Raw genomic sequence first — 21,267 nt, forward strand, 5'->3', positions numbered from 1 at the left:
GGGCCTTTGTGCCCTTGTACACTGATGGTATGATATCATGGGAATTGCGGTAAAGTAAAGACGTGAATTGTTAATTTTTAATTTAAGCTTGCTTTTTTCCATTGTCAGGAATATGATGGTAAATAATCGAATAAGACCTTTCTCTGATGCGAAGTAACCCTGAGATAAAGAGAGAGCGGAGCCTTCTGGCCATGTGCGCGTATATTTATGCGGTGACGCGCGGATTGGACCGGTTGTATTTTAGTTATTCTATCCTCTCTCTGTTTTCAGAGAGAGGATTTTTTGTTCCTATCAGCCCAACCTATTAAAATGTAAAGGGGAAAATGACTATGTTGAAAATAGCGGTTTACGGAAAAGGCGGGATCGGAAAATCCACCATCTCGTCCAACCTGTCGGTAGCTCTGGCAAAACGGGGATTTAAGGTAATGCAGATCGGATGCGACCCCAAGGCGGATTCCACCATACAGCTTCACCATGGAAATGGAGTCGCCTCCATTCTGGATACCATCCGTGCAAAAGGAGATGAGGCCGGCCTGGAGGAGCTGGTCACAGAGGGAAGCGAAGGCGTGCTCTGCGCCGAGGCAGGGGGACCCACTCCCGGCATGGGATGCGCGGGGCGGGGGATCATCACGGCCTTTGAGGCCCTGGAGGCACGCCATGCATTTGACATCTACCAGCCGGATGTGGTGATCTATGACGTGCTGGGGGATGTGGTGTGCGGCGGTTTTGCAATGCCCATCCGTGAGGGATATGCGGATAAGGTGTTCATTGTCACATCCGGGGAGAACATGGCCGTCTATGCGGCCGCCAATATTGCCAGCGCGGTGAAATCATTTGAAGCCAGGGGATATGCCAGCCTGGGCGGCATTATCCTCAACAGGCGCAATGTAAAAAGGGAACAGGAAAAGGTGGAGGAGCTGGCCCGCGACATGGGTACGGCCATCATCGCTTCCCTGGATTTCAGCCCGCTGGTTGGTGAGGCGGAGGAATTGGGACAGACCGTGATGGAGGCATTTCCGGACAGCGATGTTGCGGCAGGCTATCTAAAACTGTCGGATGCCGTGCTGGCGGCCTGCGGGGAAGATGAGGTGAAGGTGGCGTATGCTTAAGGAGCTGCATGAGGTAAACAGCCGGGGAGCCGGCATTGAGATAGCGGATGTTTCCGGTCTGGCGCCCTTTACATACGGGCTGGAGTACAGCGCGCCGGCCAGAGGAGGATGGACCATTGTACATATCGGCATGCTGCTGCCCGAGAGCCACCAGGTCTTTGTCTGTGCCCAGAGCTGTCTCAGGGGAGTGGTCCTGTCAGCGGCGGAGTTAAATGATTCCCACCGGTTCTCCACCATATCAGTGGACGAGGACTCTGTGCTGGAAGGCGACTGCGAGGAGATCATCATCCGGGGGGTCACCCATATATTGGAGGAAATGCCTAAGCTGCCCAGAGCGCTTTTATTGTTCACCAGCTGCATCCATCATTTTCTGGGAACTGATATGAAGCTGGTGTTTGGGGAACTGGACAGACGGTTTCCGCAGGTGGGGTTTGTGCAGTGCTGGATGAACCCCATTATGAGAAAGACAAAGATGCCGCCGGACCCATTTATGAGAAAACAGCTGTATTCCCTGCTGGAACCCGCGGAAATTTCCGAAAAGCAGGTCAATATCATTGGCAATAACCTGGCAGTCAGGCGGAGCTCAGAGTTGTACCGGATATTGGAGGAAAACGGATTTGCCCTAAAGGACATATGCACCTGCCGGGACTTTGAGGAATATAGGACCATGGCTGAAGGCTGCCTTAACATTGTCATACATCCCCTGGGCCGTCCGGCTGCCCAGGAATTGGAGGAACGGCTGGGACAGAGGTGGGTGTATCTGCCAGTGAGTTATAACTGGGATGAGATCAGCGAGCGCTGGAAATGCCTGTCGGACCTTTTAAATCTGGACTCAAAAAAGGTATGGAGGGATATGGAAGCGGACAGACTGCAGCAGGCTGCGGAACATGCACTGCGCACCCTGGCCCAAACCCTGTCTGACTGGTCCGTGGTGATTGATTACACCATATCCTCCCGCCCCTTGGGAATGGCTAGGCTTTTGGTAATGTGCGGTTTTAAGGTGGAGCGGATCTATGCTGATACCATATCTTCGGAGGAGGCGGACGTACTGGAGTGGCTGAAGATTCATTGTCCGCGTATGCTGGTCTGTCCCACGGTCTACCACAAGATGGCGGTCCTTCCCAGGACATTCTGCGGGGAAAAGTCCGGAAAGGTGCTGGCCATGGGACAGAAGGCCGCTTATTTTACAGGGACGGGGCATTTTGTGAACATGGTGGAGGACGGAGGCCTTTACGGCTACGGCGGGATCCTGGAGCTGGCAGGCCTTATGGAGGAAGCGGCCCGGGAAGAGAAAGACACGGAGAAACTGATACAGGTAAAGGGATGGGGGTGCTGCTGTTGAGAAGGACGAACCGCATTCTGCCGGTGTACTCGGCGGACATATCAGGGGTTTGCTCAGCCCTTTATGAGCTTGGGGGAATGACCGTGATGCATGATGCATCGGGCTGCAACTCCACTTATACCACCCATGATGAACCCAGGTGGTATTCCATGGACAGCATGGTATATATATCCGCATTGTCGGAGCTGGAGGCTGTTATGGGGGATGACGGAAAACTGGTGCGGGATATTGTGGATGCGGCAAAGAACCTCCATCCCAGATTTATCTGCATGGGGGGAACGCCCATTCCCATGATGATGGGAACCGACTTTAAGGGAATCGCCAGGATGATCGAGAAGGAGACAAAAATCCCCACCTTTGGCATTGCCACCAATGGAATGCATTCCTATGTACAGGGAGCAGGGGAAGCGCTGAGGCAGATTGCGGTGCGCTTCTGCCCTTCCGGGGAGGAACTTTGGGGAATGGCCGGGGAAGGCGCACACGATGTTTTACACGGCGCGCCTGCCGGCTCACGCGGTACCAGGCTGCGCGTCAATCTGCTGGGGGCCACGCCATTGGATTTCTCCCTGACGGGAAATGTGGCCGGCATGAAAGCATTCCTTGCATCCCACGGAATGGAGACCTTAAGCTGCTGGGCCATGGAAAGCAGTCTGGATGAAATGCGCCTGGCCGGACTGGCAGATGTGAACCTGGTGGTATCCGCGGCCGGTATTCCACCGGCCATGGAGTTGGAACGAAAATACGGAACTCCCTATGTGGTGGGAACTCCGGTGGGAAGAAGGGCGGCCCTGCGCCTGGCCGGACTGCTGCGTCTTGGAGCCGGGACAGGGAAGAGCCGGAGCCTGTTTGCAGGAGGGAACGGGCACAGGGACCCGTCAGACGGCCCGTCAGGCGGCCCATGGGGCGGCTCCGTGGATCTGGGGCTTACGGGACTTCCTGAGGACCTTTCCGGGGAACACATCCTGATCGTGGGGGAACAGGTGATTGCCGGCTCCCTGCGGTGCAGCCTGCGGGAGGATCTGGGAGCTGGGGATATTCATGTGCTGTGCCCCACGGAAGGCGGCGCGGACCTGGCTGAGCCGGGGGATATCCTGGTCTGGGACGAGGATGAGGCCATTGCGGCCATGGAAAAGAGTACAGTTGTCATTGCAGACCCTTTGTACCGCCAGGTATGTCCCGGGGACGGACGGCAGGTCTTTGTGGACTTTCCCCATGAGGCGTGTTCAGGGCGCATGTACCATGACAGAATGAAGCCGTTTGTGTGCGGCGTTTAGAATTGTCCGGAAGTCCGGGCAAAGGAGAGGAAGAGAGATTATGAAAAAGTTAACAGCAGTAATATTAAGTCTATGCCTTGGGGTGGCAGGCCTGACAGGATGCCAGGCAGACGCCCGGGGGACGAATGTGCAGGCATCGGATCACCAGGAAGCGGAAACCGCGGACCAGTCAGGACCTAAGACCATCACCGACCACGCGGGCAACCAGGTGGAGATCCCGGCGCAGGTGAACCGTGTGGTAGTCACGGACATTCTTCCCCTGCCCTCCATCATCACCGTATTCCTGGGCTCGGGTGAAAAGATCGTGGGTATGAATCCGGCCAGTATGAGCGCTGCAAAAACCGGGCTTTTGGGAGAACTGTTTCCGGATATCCTGAATGCCAGCACGGACTTTATGAACGGCAGCGACATCAATATGGAGGAACTGATGAAGCTGGAGCCGGATGTGGTATTCTACAATGCAGGCAGCAAGGAGATGGGGGAGGCCCTGACTTCAGCCGGATTCGCAGCCGTAGCAGTGTCTGTGAACAAGTGGGATTATGACAGCATTGAGACATATGATCACTGGGTGGAACTTTTAAGCCAGATCTTCCCTGAAAAAGGAGACACTGCAGACAAAGTATCCCAGTACAGCCAGAAAGTCTATGAAGATATCCAGAAGCGGGTATCCGGCTTGAAGAAGGAGGAGCAAAAGAATATCCTGTTCCTGTTTAATTACAGTGACACCACCATGATCACCTCGGGCAAAAAGTTCTTTGGGCAGTTCTGGTGTGATGCCGTGGGCGGACGCAATGCGGCAGAGGGAGTGGCGGCAGAAAATTCCAATGCCGTCATCAATATGGAGCAGGTCTATGAGTGGAACCCGGATGTGATCTTTATCACCAATTTTACCCCGGTACAGCCTGAGGACCTGTTTGAAAATGCAGTGGGGCAGGACGATTGGAGCCCGGTAAAGGCAGTACAGGACGGGCATGTGTATAAGCTTCCTCTGGGCACTTACAGAAGCTATACGCCCAGCACGGATACGCCCATGACCCTTTTGTGGATGGCTAAACAGGTGTATCCGGACCTGTTTGAGGATGTGGACATCACCAAGGAGGTGAAGGACTACTATCAGGCCATGTACGGTGTCAAGCTGAGCGATGAACAGGTGGAGAGGATGTACCACCCGGGCCGTGACGCGGCAGCGGGCTATAAGAAATAAAAAGTAAGGATGGATTAAACATGAATGTGAGAGATTGTTTGAGACAATACTGTACCCGGCTGACTGCCCCGCTTTGCGGTGCAGCTGCCTTAGATTCGGCCAGAATAGCCCACCCAGCCTCCTCTATCCGGGGCAGGTCATCCTCAGATCGGGACAGCCAGCCGGGCACAGAAATTGCACAGGCAATCTCCGGCGCCCGAAGGTGGAACCGTTACTGGACCCTGGGTTCCCTGGCAGTGATCTTCCTGTGTGCGGCTGGGGCAATGGCCGTGGGACGCTTTACCATTTCACCCAGGGAGCTGGCAGCCGTGCTGGTTCCGGGTGCATTCCCTGAGGTGGAGGTATCAGGCCAGGTCAGGACCGTGATCACCAATATCCGCCTTCCGAGAGTGATATTAGCCCTTCTGGCCGGCGGGGGACTGGCGGCGTCCGGCGCAGCCTTCCAGGGGCTTTTTGCCAATCCCCTGGCCACGCCCGATACCCTGGGCGCGGGAAACGGCGCATCCTTTGGGGCTGTGCTGGGCATCCTTTTAGGGCTTCCTGCATTCGGCATCCAGGTGCTTGCCATGGTTTTGGGTGTTGCGGCAGTGCTTATGGCCTGGAGCGTGGGCCGGGTCAAGGGAACCATGCCTCCCCTTATGATCATACTGGCAGGCATGATGGTCAGTTCCCTGTTTTCAGCCCTGGTGTCTTTGATCAAATATGCCGCGGATCCACAGGATGTGCTGCCCTCCATCACCTACTGGCTCATGGGAAGCATGGCATCCACCACAAAATCCACCCTGGTAATGGGAGCGCCCTTTATCGCAGGGGGAAGCATGCTTTTGTTCATGCTGCGGTGGAAACTCAATTCCATGTCCCTGCCTGAGGATGAGGCAAAATCCCTGGGGATCCCGGTGAAGCGGATCCGCAGCCTGGTGATCGTGGGGTCAGCCATGGTCACAGCCGCCGTGGTATCCATGTGCGGCCAGATCGGCTGGGTGGGTCTTCTCATCCCTCACATGGTGCGGATGATATTTGGAAATGACAACAGCTCCGTAATGCCTGCCAGCATGGCTTTTGGGGCGGTGTTCATGCTTATCATTGACACCCTGGCCCGGTCCGTCACGGCATCGGAGATACCGGTATCCATATTGACAGCCCTTATAGGAGCACCCTGCTTCATACTGCTCCTGAGAAAGACAGGAGGAATCCGATTATGAAATTTGAAGTGAGAGACGGCGGATTTGGATATTCCCGCGGCCAGTACATTTTACAGAACGTGAACTTTTCCATGGATAAGCCGGAGGTGCTGTCCGTGCTGGGAGCCAACGGCGCGGGAAAGACCACGCTGCTCAAATGTATGCTGGGCCTTCTGGAATGGAAGACAGGAGGCACATACATTGACGGGGCCAACATTAAGGAGATCCCCTATCATCTGCTTTGGCAGAAGATTGGATATGTGCCCCAGGCCAAAGCGTCCGCTTTTGCATACCGCGCAGAGGATATGGTGCTCCTTGGAAGAAATGCCCATCTGGGTACATTTGGACAGCCAAAAAAGGAGGATATGGACATTGCCCTTGCCTGTATGGAAGAGATAGGGATCAGCTATCTGAGAGGCAGGCTGTGCAGCAGGATCAGCGGAGGGGAGCTTCAGATGGTGCTCATTGCCAGGGCACTGGCGGCTGATCCCTCTATTCTGGTTCTGGATGAACCTGAATCCAATCTGGACTTCAGAAACCAGCTCATTGTGCTGGAGACCATTGAACGGCTGTGCAGGGAAAAGAGTATCTCTGCGGTGGTGAACACCCACTACCCGGAGCACGCCCTGTCCATTTCCCAGAAAGCCCTTCTCCTCACCCCCCGTGGTTTTACCATGTTCGGCCCCACAGAGGAAGTGCTCAGCGAGTCCCATCTGGATGAGGCGTTTGGGGTGGAGGTAAAACTGTATCCCCTTAAGCACAAGGACCGTACCTACACCTGTGTCCTTCCGGTGGGATTAAAAGAAGTCATGGAAAGAGGTGCGTGATGGATACCATAAAAGAACTGGTGGACCGGCTGGCAAAGCACCGGATCCTGGACAGGGAGGAATTTTGTTTCCTCATTGATCATATGACAAAAGACGGGGCAACCTATCTTTATGAAAAGGCCAGAAACGAAGCGTTAAACAGCTATGGGAATAGGATATTTGTCCGTGGCCTCATGGAATTTACCAATTATTGCAAGAACGACTGCTATTACTGCGGCATACGCAGAAGCAACCCAAAGGCGGCCAGATACAGGCTGACTCCGGATCAGATCATGGACTGCTGCCGGATCGGCTATGGACTGGGGCTGCGCACCTTTGTGCTTCAGGGCGGGGAGGATCCGTGGTTTACGGATGAAAAAATCGCTTATCTGGTGGAGAGCATAAAAAAAAGCTATCCCGACTGTGCGGTCACACTGTCCGTGGGTGAAAAGGATCTTCACACCTACAAGCGCTGGTTTGACGCCGGGGCGGACAGGTATCTGCTGCGCCATGAAACAGCCAATCCATGTCATTATGCCAGCCTTCATCCGCCTCAGATGTCCTCGGAACACCGCAAAGAATGCCTCAGGAACCTGAAAGCCATCGGATATCAGACGGGGTGCGGGATCATGGTCGGGGCGCCCTATCAGACAACGGAGCATATTGCTGAAGACCTGGAATTTATGTACGGCCTGCAGCCGGAAATGGTGGGGATTGGTCCGTTTATCCCTCATCACGATACCCCGTTTAAGGACCGGCCGGCCGGAACCCTGCGCCAGACCCTGCTGCTCTTAGCCATTGTCCGGCTGATGCTGCCCTCCGTCCTGCTTCCGGCCACCACGGCTTTGGGCACCATTGAGGAAAATGGCCGGGAGCAGGGTGTTATGGCAGGGGCTAATGTGGTCATGCCCAACCTGTCACCAGTGGATGTGCGCAAGAAATATATGCTCTATGACAACAAGATCAGCACTGGAGTGGAAGCTGCCACCAACATTAATGAATTAAAAAAACGTATGAAAGCAATCGGATATGAGGTGGTGACAGACCGGGGCGACTATAAGAAGCCATAAATCCTCATAATTACTTTGAAGGTTACTTTAAGTATAAATTCCTCTGTTTTACAAATACTACATTTACGGGCAACAAAGAAGATAAATGTCAGAGAGTAAAATGGAGGAATTTTTTTATGAAAGCTACAGGAATAGTAAGAAGAATTGACGATCTGGGACGTGTGGTCATTCCAAAGGAAATCCGCCGTACCCTGAGACTCAGGGAAGGTACGCCATTAGAGATATTTACGGACAGGGAAGGAGAGATCATTCTCAAGAAATATTCACCCATGATGGAGCTCACTTCATTTGCAGTACAGTACGCGGAGGCAATGGCCCAGTCCACCGGCCTGCTGGTATGCATCACGGACAGGGACCAGATCATCGCTGTAGCAGGCGGGGCAAAGAAGGAGCTGCTTCAGCGCAACATCAGCCGTCAGCTGGAACAGGCCATCAATGAGCGCAACACGGTGATGGCTGCAAGGGATGACAAGGCATTCATCCATCTGGTGGACGAGGAACTGGAGGGCATATCAGCTCAGGTTGTGGCCCCCATTATCTGCGAAGGGGACGCCATCGGCGCCGTGGCTCTTATGAGCAGGGAAGCCAGGGCCAAGTTCGGAGATATGGAAATGAAACTGGCTGTGACGGCAGCCGGGTTTCTGGGCCGTCAGATGGAAGGCTGAGATTAAAGGGAAGCCATGGGCAACTTGGGCTTATGGGCTGTCGTTTACGGGTATGTCCCGGTACAGGAAAGGAGATATGATACCTGTGCCGGGATTTTTATCCTATTATTTAGGGCTTTTTTCCTGGTTACGTTTATGCTATACTGGCATTATTGATATTTGGAAATGTAATTTTACAGGCAGATTCAGCATTCAAAGGGTTTCCCCATCTCTGAAGCGGCAGGATAGAGCGAATTTGATCCGAGGCGGTATGATCTTCTTTTGGATAGGGAGGCCTCCGGCGCCAAGGCGAACCGGAACGTCACCATGATGGGGAAGATAGGGGTATACATAGATCAGAGATGAAAACAAAAGATTACCATGTCAGGGTACGCCTTCTTTTCCCGGTGTTCCTGGCGTCAGTTCTCCTTATGGCCATGGAAGTATGGGCCACGCCCGGAGTCAGGACGGAACAGGATCAGAGGACGGCCCAGGAGGAAGAGGACAAGGCCCGGGAGGAGAAGGCCCGGGAGGAGAAGGACAAGGCCCAGGAGGAATTGGAGAAGGCCCGGGAGGAGGCGGATTCCCTGGAGCATAAGCGGGATGATACCCAGAAGCAGGCCCGGGAACTGGAGGATCAGCTTACCAGGCTTTTGATGCTTAGCAGTCTTCTGGAGTCTGATATGGAAGAACTGAAACAACAGATAGAGACGGCGGAACATGATTATGAGACAGCAGTACAGAACCGGGAACAGCGGTATGAGATGCTGAAAAAAAGGATCCGGTTTCTCTATGAGGAGGGAAATATAACTTACCTGGATATCCTGCTGAGGGCCAGGAATATCGGGGATGTGGTGAACCAGACCGAGTACTTTTCCCAGCTTTACCAGTACGATCAGGAGATGATCACACAATACGAGGAGATCAGGGTCCAGGTACTGGAGAAGAAGGCGCGGCTGGAGGGAAAGCAGTCTGAGATGGAGGTCATGGAACAGGAATACAGAGGACAGCAGACGCAGATCCGATCCATGATCCGCCAAAAGGAGCGGGAGTCAGAGACATTTTCAACCCAGCTCACAGAGGCCAGGGAACGGGCAGCCGGGGCGGCAGATAAAGTGCGCTTAAAGAATGAGGAGATCAGACGCCTGAGAAAGCAGGCGGAGGCCCGGCGCAGTGAGGAAGACAGGAGCAGGGAGGAAGCCCGGCGCAGGGAGATGATCAAAAGCCATGGCGGCACTTCCTTTGGGCGGGAAGTGGCTGATTACGGTCTCCAGTTTGTGGGCAATCCCTATGTATATGGGGGTACAAGCCTGACTAAAGGGGCTGACTGTTCCGGATTTACACAGTCCGTGTACCGTCATTTTGGGGTGAACATTCCCAGAACCTCCGGGGAACAGGCCGTGTTTGGCAGGGAGGTTTCCTATGAGGATATGGAGCCGGGGGATCTGGTCTGCTACTCCGGCCATGTGGCCATGTACATTGGGGACGGCAGGATCGTCCACGCCAGCTCCACAAAGGAAGGCATCAAGGTGGGATATGATCCGGCTTACCGGACCATTGTGTCCGTCAGAAGGCCGTGGCAATCGTGATAAAAGATGAAAAATACAGTGATTATGGGAGGTTTGGGAGTGACCGGCAGGAGAAGGTATGTGTGTAAAGGGGTTAAAATGGCAGCGGCGGCAGGTCTGTGTCTGGCAGTCTGGTGGTCTGCGGCTACAGCGGTATATGCGGATGAGGCCATCAAATCAGTGGCAGTGGCAGTGACCTCCTCCGTGGTTGCAAACGGGGACGGCGGAAGTGTGTCCGCAACGGCCGACAGTACAAAGTATCATGTGGTATCCTGTGATTTTATCAATGGAAAGTCCCAGTGGAAGGCCGGAGACATACCTAAGGTATCCATAGAACTGGCAGCCGAGGAGGGTTACTATTTTAACAGTATCAATGCTTCCGGCGCCCACATCCGGGGAGCGGACTATGTGACTTCCAAGAAAAGCGATGCCAAGCGGAGTCTGACTATGACGGTAAAGCTAAAAGGCGTAAAGGGAACCCTGGACCGCGTGGAGGACGCGTACTGGGAAGAAAAGCCTCTGGGCAAGGCCAGATGGGCAAAGGTGGAAGGCGCCTCCTCCTATGAGGTAAAGCTGTTCTGTGATGGAAGCATGGTCTATCATGTTCCCAGGACCAATTCGGTCAGTTATGACTTTTTCCCCTATATGACAGAGGCTGGGGATTATTACTTTAAGGTGAGGGCGGTTGCCAGGTCGGAGTCGGAATCCGATTATCTGAAAGCAGGAGACTGGGCGGAATCTGAGAACCAGGAGATCACCAGAAAGGACGCCCAGGCCGCCGGCAAGCGGTCCGTATCCACGGGAGTAAAGGGAGTAAACGAAAAGGATGGTACAGGTCCACAGTCCCAGGCTCCGGGCTGGGTCCAGGACCAGAACGGCTGGTGGTATAAAAATGAGGATGGGACCTATCCTGTGGGCAAGTGGAATATGATCGGGGATAAATGGTATCTCTTTGACATGAACGGGTATATGCTCACAGGGTGGCAGTGGAAGAACGACAGGGAGTATTATCTCACCTCCAACGGAGATATGGTTACAGGCTGGTTTCAATATAACAGGATCTGGTATTATCTGGATCCGGAACAGGGGAAGCTTACCGGAACATGGCTGCAGCAGGGGGATGACTGGTATTACCTGAACCCTGACGGAAGCATGGCCACAGGATGGCTCTTATCCCAGGGCAGCTGGTATTATCTGGACCTGCGGGACGGCCGGATGGTGAAGGACCAGGTGGTGGGAGAATACTATATTGGTCAGAATGGGATATGGGCACCGTAAACAGGAGGAGAATTGCAATGATACATATTTGGAAAAGGGCGGCAGGACTGATTATGAGTGCCTCGATTGCAGCGGCATTGTCCATCACATCCATGGCAGCTGCAAAGACGGAGACAAGAACCCCCATTACCAGCGTCTCCATCCGGGTGCGCTCGGATGTGCAGGCGGATTATGAACTGAATGAGGCCACTGTGTATACCACCACGGACAGTAACCTGTATACCATTGGCGCGTATAAATGGGCCAACAAAAATAAGGAATACTGGGAGCCGGGGGATGAACCAAAGGTACAGATCGAGATCCATGCCAGAAGCGGATACTATTTTAACCGCACCACGGGACCCAGCAAATTTCAGATTGACGGAGCCACCTATGCTTCCGTTAAGCGGACCAACAATGATGAGACGCTTCTGCTGACCGTGAAACTGACGCCGGCGTCCGGCACACTGGAGATACCGGAGAGCGCGGAGTGGATGGGATATCCTCCCGGAAAGGCCACCTGGTCTGCGGTTCCCTTTGCGGGGGCATATGAATTAAAGCTTTACAGGGGAGATCAGATGATCCAGGGAGTGCCCAAGGTCATTGCAACCACATATGATTTTTATCCCAGTATGACCCTTCCGGGCACCTACCAGTTTCGGGTACGGGCAATACCAAAGGACTCGGAGGAACTTGGTTATATCACCGGCAGCGACTGGGTGTATTCGGACGAATGTGATATTGATGCGGATGAGGTGTGCAGTCTTACAGGCGCGGTGACCGGACCTGTAAAAAATGAACAGCTGACCCCGGCCCAGATCGGATGGGTAAAGGACAACGAGGGCTGGTGGTACAGGAACACGGACGGCACGTATCCCTCAGGTACATGGCAGAACATAGACGGGGAATGGTATCTTTTTGATTTCAGCGGATATATGCTTACAGGCTGGCAGACCAGGAACGGAAAGAGTTATTTCCTGGATATCAACGGAGTCATGAACACGGGGTGGATCCAGGATAACAGAAAATGGTATTATCTGGAGGAGGACGGAGCCATGCACACGGGCTGGCTGAATGTCCAGGGCCAGCAGTATTTCTTTGACCAGGACGGTTCCATGCATACAGGGTGGCTGATGGACAACGGCCTGTGGTATTATATGAACCCGGACAACGGGACCATGTTAAGAAACACCTCTGTGGAGGGAAGATACCTTGATTCTGAGGGAAGATGGAGGGGCTGAGAACACATGCAGCACTGATGACGGGAAGCCGGAATGGAAAATTCTGGCTTCCTGTTTTTTTGTATAAAAACTACATATTTTTTATTATGTGGTAAATTCTTACGGAAAAAATTACAAACTGGTTATAATTTTCTTAAAATTTGTTGACGAAGTGACCTGTTGGACGTATACTGAAGGCAGTGTAGAATATTGTTGAAACAAGGGGGATTACAGGGGGAGTTATGTTCATAGTGCCGATAACCAAAATGGACGTTATTACGTCTTTAGATAAAATGCACAACACACAGTCCGCCGGACAGGCCGGCAGGAAAACCGAGTTTAAGGATGTGCTAAAGGAAGCAGTTAAGGAAGCGGACCAGGCTTTAAAGGATAATCAGGACATGGATGTGAAGCTGGCATCAGGACAGGTGGATCATCTCCACACAGCCCTGATACAGGCGGAAAAGACCGCGGCAACCATAGAATTCACCACTCAGTTAGCATCAAAGGCCGTGAACGCGTACAATCAGATCATGGGAATGCAGGTTTGATGACAAAGCGTTAAATTTGCGTATTTTGATATTAAAATGAAAGATTACAGTGGTGGGTTATGGGGATCAGAGATAAATTTAAGTCGGTAACCGGGGAAAACAGCGGCGCAGGCCGTATGCTGGGTACCGGAAGGCGAAAGGCAGCCGCTGCCGGAATCACGGTAGCGGTTATTGTGGCTTTAGCGGCCACTGTTGTGCTCAATATGGGCAAAGGCGGGAATTATGTTGCATTATTCCCGGGAATATCAAAAGAAGAGAATAGTGAGATCCTTACGGTTCTCAATGCAAGGGGCGTTGAAGCCAGGAGGAACAGCGAAGGAGAAGTGACGGTTCCGGAAGACCAGTTGGGCGATATCATGCTTGATATGTCAGAATTGGGTTATCCGAAAACGGCACTTCCTTTTGACATTTTTTCGGATAATATGGGGTTCACAACCACTGAATTTGAGAAGCGTCAATACCTCTTGATGAATCTTCAGGACCGGATCGAGCGCACATTAAAGGACATGACAGGGATTAAGAACGCCATCGTGACCCTGAATGTGCCGGACGAGAGCCACTACGTGTGGAATGAGGACCAGCCCTCCAGCACGGGATCCGTCTCACTCACCCTGATGCCCTCCTATGAGCTTTCACCTGAAAAGGTGTCGGCCATCAAGAACCTGGTGTCGGACAGTGTTCCAAGGCTGGCTCCGGAAAATGTGACGGTAGTGAACGCCCAGACCATGCAGGAGATGGTTTCCGATGATATCGGCACCACTGCCTATGGCCTGAACCGCCTGGACTTTGAGACAAAGGTGGAGGAACGCCTGGAGAACAAGATTAAAAATGTCCTCACCCTGGCATATGCTCCGGATAAGCTTCGCGTGTCCGCCACCGTGGTCATAGATTACGACAGGATGATCACGGAAGACATGCATTATGAGCCCCAGGAAAACGGACAGGGGGTTGTGGACCGGTATAAGGAGGGAAGGAACCTTGAGGGAGGAGCTGCCGGCGCGGGCGGCATTGCAGGCGAGGAAAACAACACGGATATACCCTCCTACGGAACAGCAGGGACTGGCGCTGCCGGGGGAACCTCGGGAGACTATTACAGGGATGTGGATTATCTTGTAAGCTACATCAAAAAGCAGATTGAAAAGGATAATGTAAAGCTTCAGAAAGCCACGGTTGCCATCACGGTCAATGACGACAATCTGACAGAGGCAAAAAAACAGCAGCTGGTGGACGCGGCTTCCAAGGCGGCTAATATTGCGCCTGAGGACATTGTGGTTTCCAGCTTTCGGGAGATGCCAAAGGAAACGGTTCCCGCTCCAAAGCCGGCCCTGCCGGTACAGGCGCCGGCGCAGACAGGCCTGGATTACAGGACCATTGCGGCTGCAGCCGGTGTGGGTGTCCTGTTATTCCTGCTGATCCTGTTGCTTTTGATGAGCCGCAGGAAGAAGAAACACATGAGGGAGGATCAGGAGCTTTTTGCCCATTTTGAGGATGAGGGCGGGGAGGCTGCGGGTGCGGACAGTGCAGAGCAGCGTGCCGCTGAGGATGCGGTTCAGACCAGTCTGGGGAAACATATGGAGGACTTGACCAGTCCTGTAGACCAGGTGCGGTCCTTTGCACAGATGAATCCTGAGATCATTGCATCCATGATCAGTTCATGGCTGAAGGAGGATAAAAAATAAGATGCCTGCAGAAGAGAGAAGACCAGCTGAAAAGGCTGCTGCCGTCATATCCATCCTGGGGAGCGAACGGGCGTCCGAAGTGTTCCGGTATCTGACGGAAAACGAAGTGGAGCAGCTGTCCATGGAGATCACCCGGCTACCCAGGCTGACAGAGGGGGAACTGGAGGATATTGCCCAGGATTTTTATAATTGCTGTGTAACAGAAAAGGTCATTACAGAGGGCGGAAGGGATTATGCCAAGGAGGTCCTGGAAAAGGCCTTTGGCCAGCAGCAGGCCAAGAACCTGATGGACCGGGTCAGCAAGGCATTAAAGACCAAGGCCTTTAGTTTTATCAGGAAGGTGGATTACAAGACCCTGATGGCTGCTGTCCAGAATGAGCATCCCCAGACCCTGGCCCTGATCCTGTCATACGCAACTCCGGAACAGGCATCCAAGATCATAGCCAACCTGCCCCAGAACACCAGGGTGGATGTGGTGGAGCGCATAGCCAATATGGACCGGGCCCTGCCCATGGCCATCAAGATCGCTGAGGAGGTACTGGAAAAGAAGATCGGCTCCTCCTCATCGGAGGAAACCATGGAGGTGGGCGGACTGACCTATGTGGCTGATGTGATGAACCATGTGGACCGCAGCACGGAGAGGGATATCTTTGATGAACTGAACATGAAGAATCCGCAGCTGGCAGAGGATGTGCGAAAGCTGATGTTTGTATTTGAGGATATCGCATACCTGGATCCGCTGTCCGTACAGCGTTTCCTCAGGGAGATCGATACAAAGGACCTGTCCGTGGCCCTTAAGGTTGCCAATAAAGATGTTACCAATACCATCTTCTCCAACATGTCCGGCCGAATGAGGGAATCCATACAGAGCGATATGGAATATCTCCATAATATACGTATGAGCGATGTGGAAGAGGCACAGCAGAGGATCGTGGCTGTGATCCGGCGGCTGGAAGAGGAAGGCGAGATTGTAATTTCCAAGGATGGAAAGGATGAGATTATTGTCTAGGATATTAAAGTCCGCACAGACTGTTCCGGGCAGCGCGGCGGTGAGGGTATACCAGCCCGAAGCCAGCCGGAACGCGCAGCAGGGGGACGCACAGCAGGAACAGAACCTGTCCGGGAATGAATGGTCCGGGAACGGATGGTCTGAGAACGGATGGCCCGGGAACGGTTTGTCCGGCGGAACTGAAATGACGGGAAAACGCTATGCCCTTATATCGGAGGAAAAGCGCAAAATACTGGAACATGCCAGGGATCAGGCGGAACAGTCCGCGGCAAGGATTCTGGAGGAAGCTTATGCCCAGCGGGATAACATAGTAAATATTGCCAGAGGTGAGGCCGGCAGGATCCAGGAGCAGGCCAGACAGGATGGGTATGCACAGGGGCTTAAGGATGCGCTCGGCGGCATTTCCCATGATATAGAGGGGATCCGGGGCTCGGTGGCAGACATGGAACAGGAGTTTGAGGGATTTAAAGAGCAGCTGTGCGGCAGGATTGCGTCATTGTCTTTTATGATGGCGGAAAGAATACTCAGAAAACGGGTGGAAGAAGATGAGACTGAAATGCTGGACCTGATCGAGCAGGCAGTGCTCTCGGAGCGGGATAAAAGGAGTATTACGGTCCATGTTCCGGCCCGCGCCTCCGGGTTGGTGGAAGAGCTGGAGCAGCGTCTAAAACCCTTAATGGGCAAGAACGGAAGCAGCCTGAGGATCAAAACAGAGGACCGGCCCGCCGGTTTTGTACAGGTGGAGACCGAGGAGGGGATTGTGGATGCATCCCTGGATGTACAGCTGGCTAATCTGAAAAAACAGTTAACGGCCCTGGAGGGCCGGTGATAAGGCGGTAACCATATGGAAATGGGGCAGATCGAGCAGGCAATACAGAATGCTGAATTATACACCTATCTGGGAAAGATAGACAAGATCGTGGGGACCACGGTGGAGTCCATGGGCCCGGCCTGCAGGCTGGGGGATGTGTGTACCATTGACGTGGTGGAGGGGGGAAGCCCTGTCATGGCCGAGGTGGTGGGATTTAGGGAGAACAGGGTGCTGCTCATGCCCTATGAGGAGATGGAGGGGATCGGTTACGGAAGCGCGGTGCGCAACACCGGGGAACGGCTTCGCATCGCTGTCTCTGATCAGCTGATAGGAAGAACGGTGGACGCCATGGGAATGCCCATAGACGGCCTTGGGCCGGTGGGGGATGTATCCTATTACACCATTACGGGAAAGCCTTCCAACCCCATGACACGTCCCAGGATCGACACCGTTATTCAGATGGGAGTTAAGGCCATAGACGGCCTGCTGACCGTGGGAAAAGGGCAGAGAATGGGAATATTTGCCGGAAGCGGCGTTGGAAAAAGCACCCTCATGGGCATGATCGCCAAGAATGTAAAGGCAGATGTCAATGTCATCGCCCTGGTGGGGGAGAGGAGCAGGGAGGTGGTGGAGTTTATCAACAGGGATCTGGGCGAGGAGGGATTAAAGCGTTCGGTCCTGGTGGTGGCTACTTCCAATCAGTCGGCCATGATGCGTTCCAAATGCACCATGACCGCAACCACGATCGCCGAATATTTTAAGGACCAGGGCATGGATGTGCTGCTGATGATGGATTCCCTGACACGCTTTGCCATGGCCCAGAGGGAAGTGGGATTGAGTATAGGGGAACCGCCGGTGGCAAGGGGATACACCCCGTCCATCTATTCGGAACTGCCCAAGCTTTTGGAGCGTTCCGGAAACTTTGAGGAGGGATCCATTACGGGGATCTATACCGTGCTGGTGGAAGGGGATGACGCCAATGAACCCATATCCGATACGGTGAGGGGTATCATAGACGGGCACATTATGCTGTCCAGAAAGGTGGCTGCCAAAAACCGTTACCCGGCCATTGACATCCTTTCCAGTATCAGCCGTCTGATGAACGACATTGTAATGCCGGAACACAGGGAAGCGGCAGGGAAGCTGAGAAGGCTTCTGGCCGTATATGAAAGCAACAGTGATCTGGTTTCCATCGGAGCTTATAAAAAAGGGACCAATCCGGAATTAGATGATGCATTGGCGCATATAGACCGGATATATGGGTTCCTTCAGCAGAAAACAGATGAGAGCTTTTCTTTGGACGAGGCAGTGATCCAGATGATCCAGGCAACAGATTAAGGGGCGCTATATGAAACGGTTTGTATTTACGCTGGAGCGTATGCTTGTATACCAGCAGCAGAACCTGGAAAAGGAAAAGGGAGTCCTTGGAAGGCTGACCGCTGTCAGGGATGAGCTGGAAGAGAGAAAAAGGGACAGTGAATCCATAATCCGCCATATCCAGGAGGATATTGGAAGGCGCCAGGCCCAGGGAACCACAGTGTTTATACTGAAGGGCTGCCACAGTGTGCTGGAGGGAGCCAGGATCCAGCTGGAGGAAACAGCGGATGAGCTGACCCGGGCACAGGCAAAGGTGGAAAAGCAGCGTTCTATTGTGACAGAGGCTTCCAAGGAAGTGAAAAAGCTGGAGAAGCTGAAGGAAAAACAGTTGGAGGAATACCGCCATGACGAGGCAAAGGAGCAGCAGGACTTGATCACAGAGCATGTTGCAGGAGAATTTGTCAGAAATGGCGTTTCCTAGGGCGTTTGCCGGGGCCGCCCAAAGTGTATATGAACACGCTTTGGAACATACCTGGAAAACGTTCTGAATAGAAAGGCGTATGGGAAAGGAGGTGAGAAAGATGAGTACGGAAACATTGATACAAGCAGGAGCATTTTCACAGATAAAGGCACACCCCCAAAGGGCGTCCGCTCTGGCTTTTGGCGCTCCTTCTGCCGGGAGACAGGGGAAATCAGGGTTAGATGGCGGTTTTGCAGAAGTATTTACCAGGAATTTAAAAGATAGCAGCTTGTCCCAAACCTACGGGAACAAAGCGGATGCAAGCCATGAAGGAAACGGCCCGGAGAACACAGGCAAGACAGGAACAAAGGGCAGGGGGATCCGGAAAGGTGAGGATGCCAAAAAAAGCGGAGATGCGGGAAACGGCAGAACTGCCGGAGGAGACAGCCATGGTGTAAAAGACCGGGATGCGGGAAACGGCAGAGAGGTAGGAAAAGACAGAGAAGTAGGAAAAGACCAAGATGGGGGAAAGGGCATAGATGCCGGAACAGATGAAGGTACCGGAAAAGACGGGACCCCCAAAGGTGAAGACAGCAGCCTGACACCGGAGGAGGCAATGAGCCTTCAGGCCATGATGGCGTTTCCACAGATTCCGCCGGAACAGATGCAGATAACAGATATGGCCGGGATCCGGTCCGCAGGCATAGGGACAGAAACGGTGCTGCAGCCGGGGAAACATGGAACTATGGATATTGGAACCGGATATTGGACACAGGCTTTGAAGCAGGATGCAGGGCAGGTTCAGGAACTGGCAGGAGGCGGTTTATCCTGCACGGAACAGGCATTGGTACAGGAAGCAGCCCAAAAGGCAACCGGAATGGACAGGCAGACAGGTCCTGATCCGGCAGGGACTCTGGGGAGGACGGCTGATCCAGGTAGGGAAAGTTTTGGTCAGATACTGTCAGTTCAGGGTAATGAACAGGAAACCGCGGGTAAGGAAAATGAGGATACGGGTTCCCGGATGCAGGACAGGCAGGATTTGTGGAAAGCCGTCAGTCCCAAACAGGATGAAACAGCAGGCGGGACGCCGGAGGATGTGAACCATGTCCTGGAGGAACTGAAGCGCAGTGCGGATGCCAGTGGAATGGATCTTAACGGAAGGATGGCATTTGACCGGCTGAATGGAAATTTAAAGCCGGAGGAGCCCGCGGGGGATGTACACACACCGGCACCGGTGCTGGAACAGTTTAAAACCGGTCTGGAGCGGGGCGTCAGGGAAGGACTGAGGGAGCTTACCGTTCACTTAAAACCCGAAGGACTGGGGGATATGGTGATTCACCTGGCAAATGCCGGAGATAAGCTGACGGTCCGCATCGGTGTCACAAATCCTGAGACTGAGAAACTGGTCACCAGCCAGATGGAGAGTTTGAAGGATATGTTAAGGCCGCTGAACGCACAGGTCCAGGAGGTGTACCGGGACAGCCGGGGAACCATGGATTTCTCCGGGTTTAACCAGCAGATGCAGGAGCATCCCGGACAGCAGGCTCATGCAGGCCATAACCGTTACCGGATATCCGGCAATGAGGAATATGGAGCGCCGGATGAGGATCTCCTCATGGAAGCAGAGCGCATGATGGCGGAAAGCCGCATAAGCAGACTCTATGCCTATGTATAAAGGCATGGGAGGGAAAGGAAAAAAGAATGCCAGTACAAATGCCAAATGCCACCTCGCCCTATACTGCGGCAGAGCCTGCAGGTACGGACAATCATACCAGTGACACTTCACAGACAGAGGGCACATCAGGTTCCGGCAGCGTGATAGACGCCGTATTCGGAGACGGGTCGGACAAAAAGGTTACAATGGAGGATTTCCTCACCTTGATGGTAGCCCAGCTGAAGAATCAGGACTTCATGAATCCGGTGGATGATACCCAGTATGTGACACAGCTGGCGCAGATCAGTACCATGCAGCAGATGGAGGAAATGTCTTACAATGCAAAGAGCACCTATGTGGCCTCCCTGGTGGGCAAATATGTAGCGGCCGCCAAGTTTACGGTATCAGGTGAGCTTAAGAAAACAGAGGGGATCGTGGATAAGATATCACTTCTGGATGAGAAGTTCGTGATCTACGTTAATGGAGAGTCATACAACATGGACGAGATCATGGAGATCAAAACCGAGCCGGCCAATAATCCGGATGACAGCGGGAATAAGAAGCCCGGTGAAGACAAGAATCCGGAGGAGGGCAGCGGCAAGGCGTAATGTATGTACAGAACTGACAGTAACCGCATCAGGGCACAGGAGGATGAACAATGGATTCAATGATATACAATAAAATGCTTCATACCCCCATATACACGGGGACTCCAGGTGAGCCGCCGGCAAACAGGCCCCGGGAATCGGCAGGCAGCGACAATGCCTTTAAGGAACTGCTGGAGCAGAAGATCAGGGAGGAAAGCCAGGTGTCCTTTTCAAAGCATGCCATAGAGCGTGTGGTGGAACGGGGAGTGGATGTATCCTCTGAAAAGATTGAGCGCCTTAATGAAGGGATCCGCATGGCGGAGGAAAAGGGTTTAAAGGAGCCGCTGATCCTTTTGGGATCCACAGCATTTGTTGTAAATGTAAAAAATAATAAAGTAGTTACAGTGGTAAATGAAGACAGCCTGAAAGGCACGGTCTTCACCAATATTGACGGAACCGTTATGATATAGCCGGTCCTTTTGGAGGCTATCCTTACCCCGAATGACGGACGGGTAGGGCGGTTG

20 protein-coding genes are annotated in these 21,267 nt (G+C 53.2%); all 20 read left to right on the top strand.

Annotated elements, in window-relative coordinates:
- Positions 1–329: 329 nt before the first annotated feature.
- The 20 genes from HMPREF9469_RS19095 to HMPREF9469_RS19190 all read left to right on the top strand — a co-directional run bounded on the left by HMPREF9469_RS19095 (position 330) and on the right by HMPREF9469_RS19190 (position 21,213).
- Positions 330–1,109 (top strand): nitrogenase iron protein NifH, encoded by a 780-nt coding sequence (locus HMPREF9469_RS19095; RefSeq protein ID WP_007865397.1) that lies wholly within the window; start codon positions 330–332, stop codon positions 1,107–1,109.
- On the top strand, positions 1,102–2,451 hold the full coding sequence (locus HMPREF9469_RS19100) for a nitrogenase component 1 (protein ID WP_007865399.1): 1,350 nt from the start codon (positions 1,102–1,104) through the stop codon (positions 2,449–2,451). The genes HMPREF9469_RS19095 and HMPREF9469_RS19100 overlap by 8 nt, the downstream gene beginning before the upstream one ends.
- On the top strand, positions 2,433–3,725 hold the full coding sequence (locus HMPREF9469_RS19105; protein ID WP_007865401.1) for a nitrogenase component 1: 1,293 nt from the start codon (positions 2,433–2,435) through the stop codon (positions 3,723–3,725). The genes HMPREF9469_RS19100 and HMPREF9469_RS19105 overlap by 19 nt, the downstream gene beginning before the upstream one ends.
- A gap of 40 nt (positions 3,726–3,765) precedes the next feature.
- On the top strand, positions 3,766–4,929 hold the full coding sequence (locus HMPREF9469_RS19110) for an ABC transporter substrate-binding protein (RefSeq protein ID WP_007865404.1): 1,164 nt from the start codon (positions 3,766–3,768) through the stop codon (positions 4,927–4,929).
- Between the two features lie 20 nt (positions 4,930–4,949).
- Entirely contained in the window at positions 4,950–6,131 is a 1,182-nt protein-coding gene (locus HMPREF9469_RS19115) for a FecCD family ABC transporter permease (RefSeq protein WP_007865413.1), read from the top strand.
- Positions 6,128–6,937, top strand: coding sequence for an ABC transporter ATP-binding protein (locus HMPREF9469_RS19120; protein WP_007865414.1), 810 nt, complete (start codon positions 6,128–6,130; stop codon positions 6,935–6,937). The genes HMPREF9469_RS19115 and HMPREF9469_RS19120 overlap by 4 nt, the downstream gene beginning before the upstream one ends.
- On the top strand, positions 6,937–7,986 hold the full coding sequence (gene hydE, locus HMPREF9469_RS19125) for a [FeFe] hydrogenase H-cluster radical SAM maturase HydE (RefSeq protein WP_007865417.1): 1,050 nt from the start codon (positions 6,937–6,939) through the stop codon (positions 7,984–7,986). Before HMPREF9469_RS19120 ends, hydE begins: the two co-directional genes overlap by 1 nt.
- A 116-nt stretch (positions 7,987–8,102) precedes the next feature.
- Positions 8,103–8,651: a stage V sporulation protein T gene (gene spoVT, locus HMPREF9469_RS19130; protein ID WP_007865419.1), complete on the top strand. Its 549-nt coding sequence runs from the start codon at positions 8,103–8,105 to the stop codon at positions 8,649–8,651.
- Positions 8,652–8,992: 341 nt separating this feature from the next.
- Positions 8,993–10,219, top strand: a complete 1,227-nt coding sequence (locus HMPREF9469_RS19135; RefSeq protein ID WP_007865421.1) for a C40 family peptidase — start codon at positions 8,993–8,995, stop codon at positions 10,217–10,219.
- 78 nt (positions 10,220–10,297) lie between these two features.
- On the top strand, positions 10,298–11,476 hold the full coding sequence (locus tag HMPREF9469_RS19140; RefSeq protein WP_040416927.1) for an N-acetylmuramoyl-L-alanine amidase family protein: 1,179 nt from the start codon (positions 10,298–10,300) through the stop codon (positions 11,474–11,476).
- 20 nt (positions 11,477–11,496) lie between these two features.
- Entirely contained in the window at positions 11,497–12,696 is a 1,200-nt protein-coding gene (locus HMPREF9469_RS19145; RefSeq protein ID WP_040416929.1) for an N-acetylmuramoyl-L-alanine amidase family protein, read from the top strand.
- Between the two features lie 221 nt (positions 12,697–12,917).
- The gene (locus tag HMPREF9469_RS19150; protein WP_007865426.1) at positions 12,918–13,226 is read left to right on the top strand and encodes a flagellar hook-basal body complex protein FliE; all 309 of its coding nucleotides are present in this window, start codon (positions 12,918–12,920) and stop codon (positions 13,224–13,226) included.
- A gap of 59 nt (positions 13,227–13,285) precedes the next feature.
- Positions 13,286–14,905, top strand: a complete 1,620-nt coding sequence (gene fliF / locus HMPREF9469_RS19155; RefSeq protein ID WP_007865427.1) for a flagellar basal-body MS-ring/collar protein FliF — start codon at positions 13,286–13,288, stop codon at positions 14,903–14,905.
- 1 nt (position 14,906) lies between these two features.
- Positions 14,907–15,914 (top strand): flagellar motor switch protein FliG, encoded by a 1,008-nt coding sequence (gene fliG / locus HMPREF9469_RS19160; protein ID WP_007865428.1) that lies wholly within the window; start codon positions 14,907–14,909, stop codon positions 15,912–15,914.
- The gene (locus HMPREF9469_RS19165; RefSeq protein ID WP_007865429.1) at positions 15,898–16,743 is read left to right on the top strand and encodes a FliH/SctL family protein; all 846 of its coding nucleotides are present in this window, start codon (positions 15,898–15,900) and stop codon (positions 16,741–16,743) included. The genes fliG and HMPREF9469_RS19165 overlap by 17 nt, the downstream gene beginning before the upstream one ends.
- Positions 16,744–16,758: 15 nt before the next feature.
- On the top strand, positions 16,759–18,063 hold the full coding sequence (locus tag HMPREF9469_RS19170) for a FliI/YscN family ATPase (RefSeq protein WP_007865430.1): 1,305 nt from the start codon (positions 16,759–16,761) through the stop codon (positions 18,061–18,063).
- Between the two features lie 10 nt (positions 18,064–18,073).
- On the top strand, positions 18,074–18,523 hold the full coding sequence (fliJ, locus tag HMPREF9469_RS19175) for a flagellar export protein FliJ (RefSeq protein WP_007865431.1): 450 nt from the start codon (positions 18,074–18,076) through the stop codon (positions 18,521–18,523).
- A 100-nt stretch (positions 18,524–18,623) separates the two neighbouring features.
- On the top strand, positions 18,624–20,177 hold the full coding sequence (locus tag HMPREF9469_RS30755) for a flagellar hook-length control protein FliK (RefSeq protein ID WP_007865433.1): 1,554 nt from the start codon (positions 18,624–18,626) through the stop codon (positions 20,175–20,177).
- Between the two features lie 26 nt (positions 20,178–20,203).
- On the top strand, positions 20,204–20,764 hold the full coding sequence (locus HMPREF9469_RS19185; RefSeq protein ID WP_007865437.1) for a flagellar hook assembly protein FlgD: 561 nt from the start codon (positions 20,204–20,206) through the stop codon (positions 20,762–20,764).
- Positions 20,765–20,814: 50 nt separating this feature from the next.
- Positions 20,815–21,213 (top strand): TIGR02530 family flagellar biosynthesis protein, encoded by a 399-nt coding sequence (locus HMPREF9469_RS19190; protein ID WP_007865449.1) that lies wholly within the window; start codon positions 20,815–20,817, stop codon positions 21,211–21,213.
- Positions 21,214–21,267 lie beyond the last annotated feature (54 nt).

The organism is [Clostridium] citroniae WAL-17108 (assembly GCF_000233455.1).
In the GTDB taxonomy this organism is placed as follows: domain Bacteria; phylum Bacillota; class Clostridia; order Lachnospirales; family Lachnospiraceae; genus Enterocloster; species Enterocloster citroniae.

Excerpts from the sequence above, each read along its gene's own strand:
- HMPREF9469_RS19095 (WP_007865397.1), top strand. The coding sequence starts at position 330 with ATGTTGAAAATAGCGGTTTACGGAAAAGGCGGGATCGGAAAATCCACC.
- HMPREF9469_RS19100 (WP_007865399.1), top strand. The coding sequence starts at position 1,102 with ATGCTTAAGGAGCTGCATGAGGTAAACAGCCGGGGAGCCGGCATTGAG.
- HMPREF9469_RS19105 (WP_007865401.1), top strand. The coding sequence starts at position 2,433 with ATGGGGGTGCTGCTGTTGAGAAGGACGAACCGCATTCTGCCGGTGTAC.
- HMPREF9469_RS19110 (WP_007865404.1), top strand. The coding sequence starts at position 3,766 with ATGAAAAAGTTAACAGCAGTAATATTAAGTCTATGCCTTGGGGTGGCA.
- HMPREF9469_RS19115 (WP_007865413.1), top strand. The coding sequence starts at position 4,950 with ATGAATGTGAGAGATTGTTTGAGACAATACTGTACCCGGCTGACTGCC.
- HMPREF9469_RS19120 (WP_007865414.1), top strand. The coding sequence starts at position 6,128 with ATGAAATTTGAAGTGAGAGACGGCGGATTTGGATATTCCCGCGGCCAG.
- hydE (WP_007865417.1), top strand. The coding sequence starts at position 6,937 with ATGGATACCATAAAAGAACTGGTGGACCGGCTGGCAAAGCACCGGATC.
- spoVT (WP_007865419.1), top strand. The coding sequence starts at position 8,103 with ATGAAAGCTACAGGAATAGTAAGAAGAATTGACGATCTGGGACGTGTG.
- HMPREF9469_RS19135 (WP_007865421.1), top strand. The coding sequence starts at position 8,993 with ATGAAAACAAAAGATTACCATGTCAGGGTACGCCTTCTTTTCCCGGTG.
- HMPREF9469_RS19140 (WP_040416927.1), top strand. The coding sequence starts at position 10,298 with ATGGCAGCGGCGGCAGGTCTGTGTCTGGCAGTCTGGTGGTCTGCGGCT.
- HMPREF9469_RS19150 (WP_007865426.1), top strand. The coding sequence starts at position 12,918 with ATGTTCATAGTGCCGATAACCAAAATGGACGTTATTACGTCTTTAGAT.
- fliF (WP_007865427.1), top strand. The coding sequence starts at position 13,286 with ATGGGGATCAGAGATAAATTTAAGTCGGTAACCGGGGAAAACAGCGGC.
- fliG (WP_007865428.1), top strand. The coding sequence starts at position 14,907 with ATGCCTGCAGAAGAGAGAAGACCAGCTGAAAAGGCTGCTGCCGTCATA.
- HMPREF9469_RS19165 (WP_007865429.1), top strand. The coding sequence starts at position 15,898 with ATGAGATTATTGTCTAGGATATTAAAGTCCGCACAGACTGTTCCGGGC.
- HMPREF9469_RS19170 (WP_007865430.1), top strand. The coding sequence starts at position 16,759 with ATGGAAATGGGGCAGATCGAGCAGGCAATACAGAATGCTGAATTATAC.
- fliJ (WP_007865431.1), top strand. The coding sequence starts at position 18,074 with ATGAAACGGTTTGTATTTACGCTGGAGCGTATGCTTGTATACCAGCAG.
- HMPREF9469_RS30755 (WP_007865433.1), top strand. The coding sequence starts at position 18,624 with ATGAGTACGGAAACATTGATACAAGCAGGAGCATTTTCACAGATAAAG.
- HMPREF9469_RS19185 (WP_007865437.1), top strand. The coding sequence starts at position 20,204 with ATGCCAGTACAAATGCCAAATGCCACCTCGCCCTATACTGCGGCAGAG.
- HMPREF9469_RS19190 (WP_007865449.1), top strand. The coding sequence starts at position 20,815 with ATGGATTCAATGATATACAATAAAATGCTTCATACCCCCATATACACG.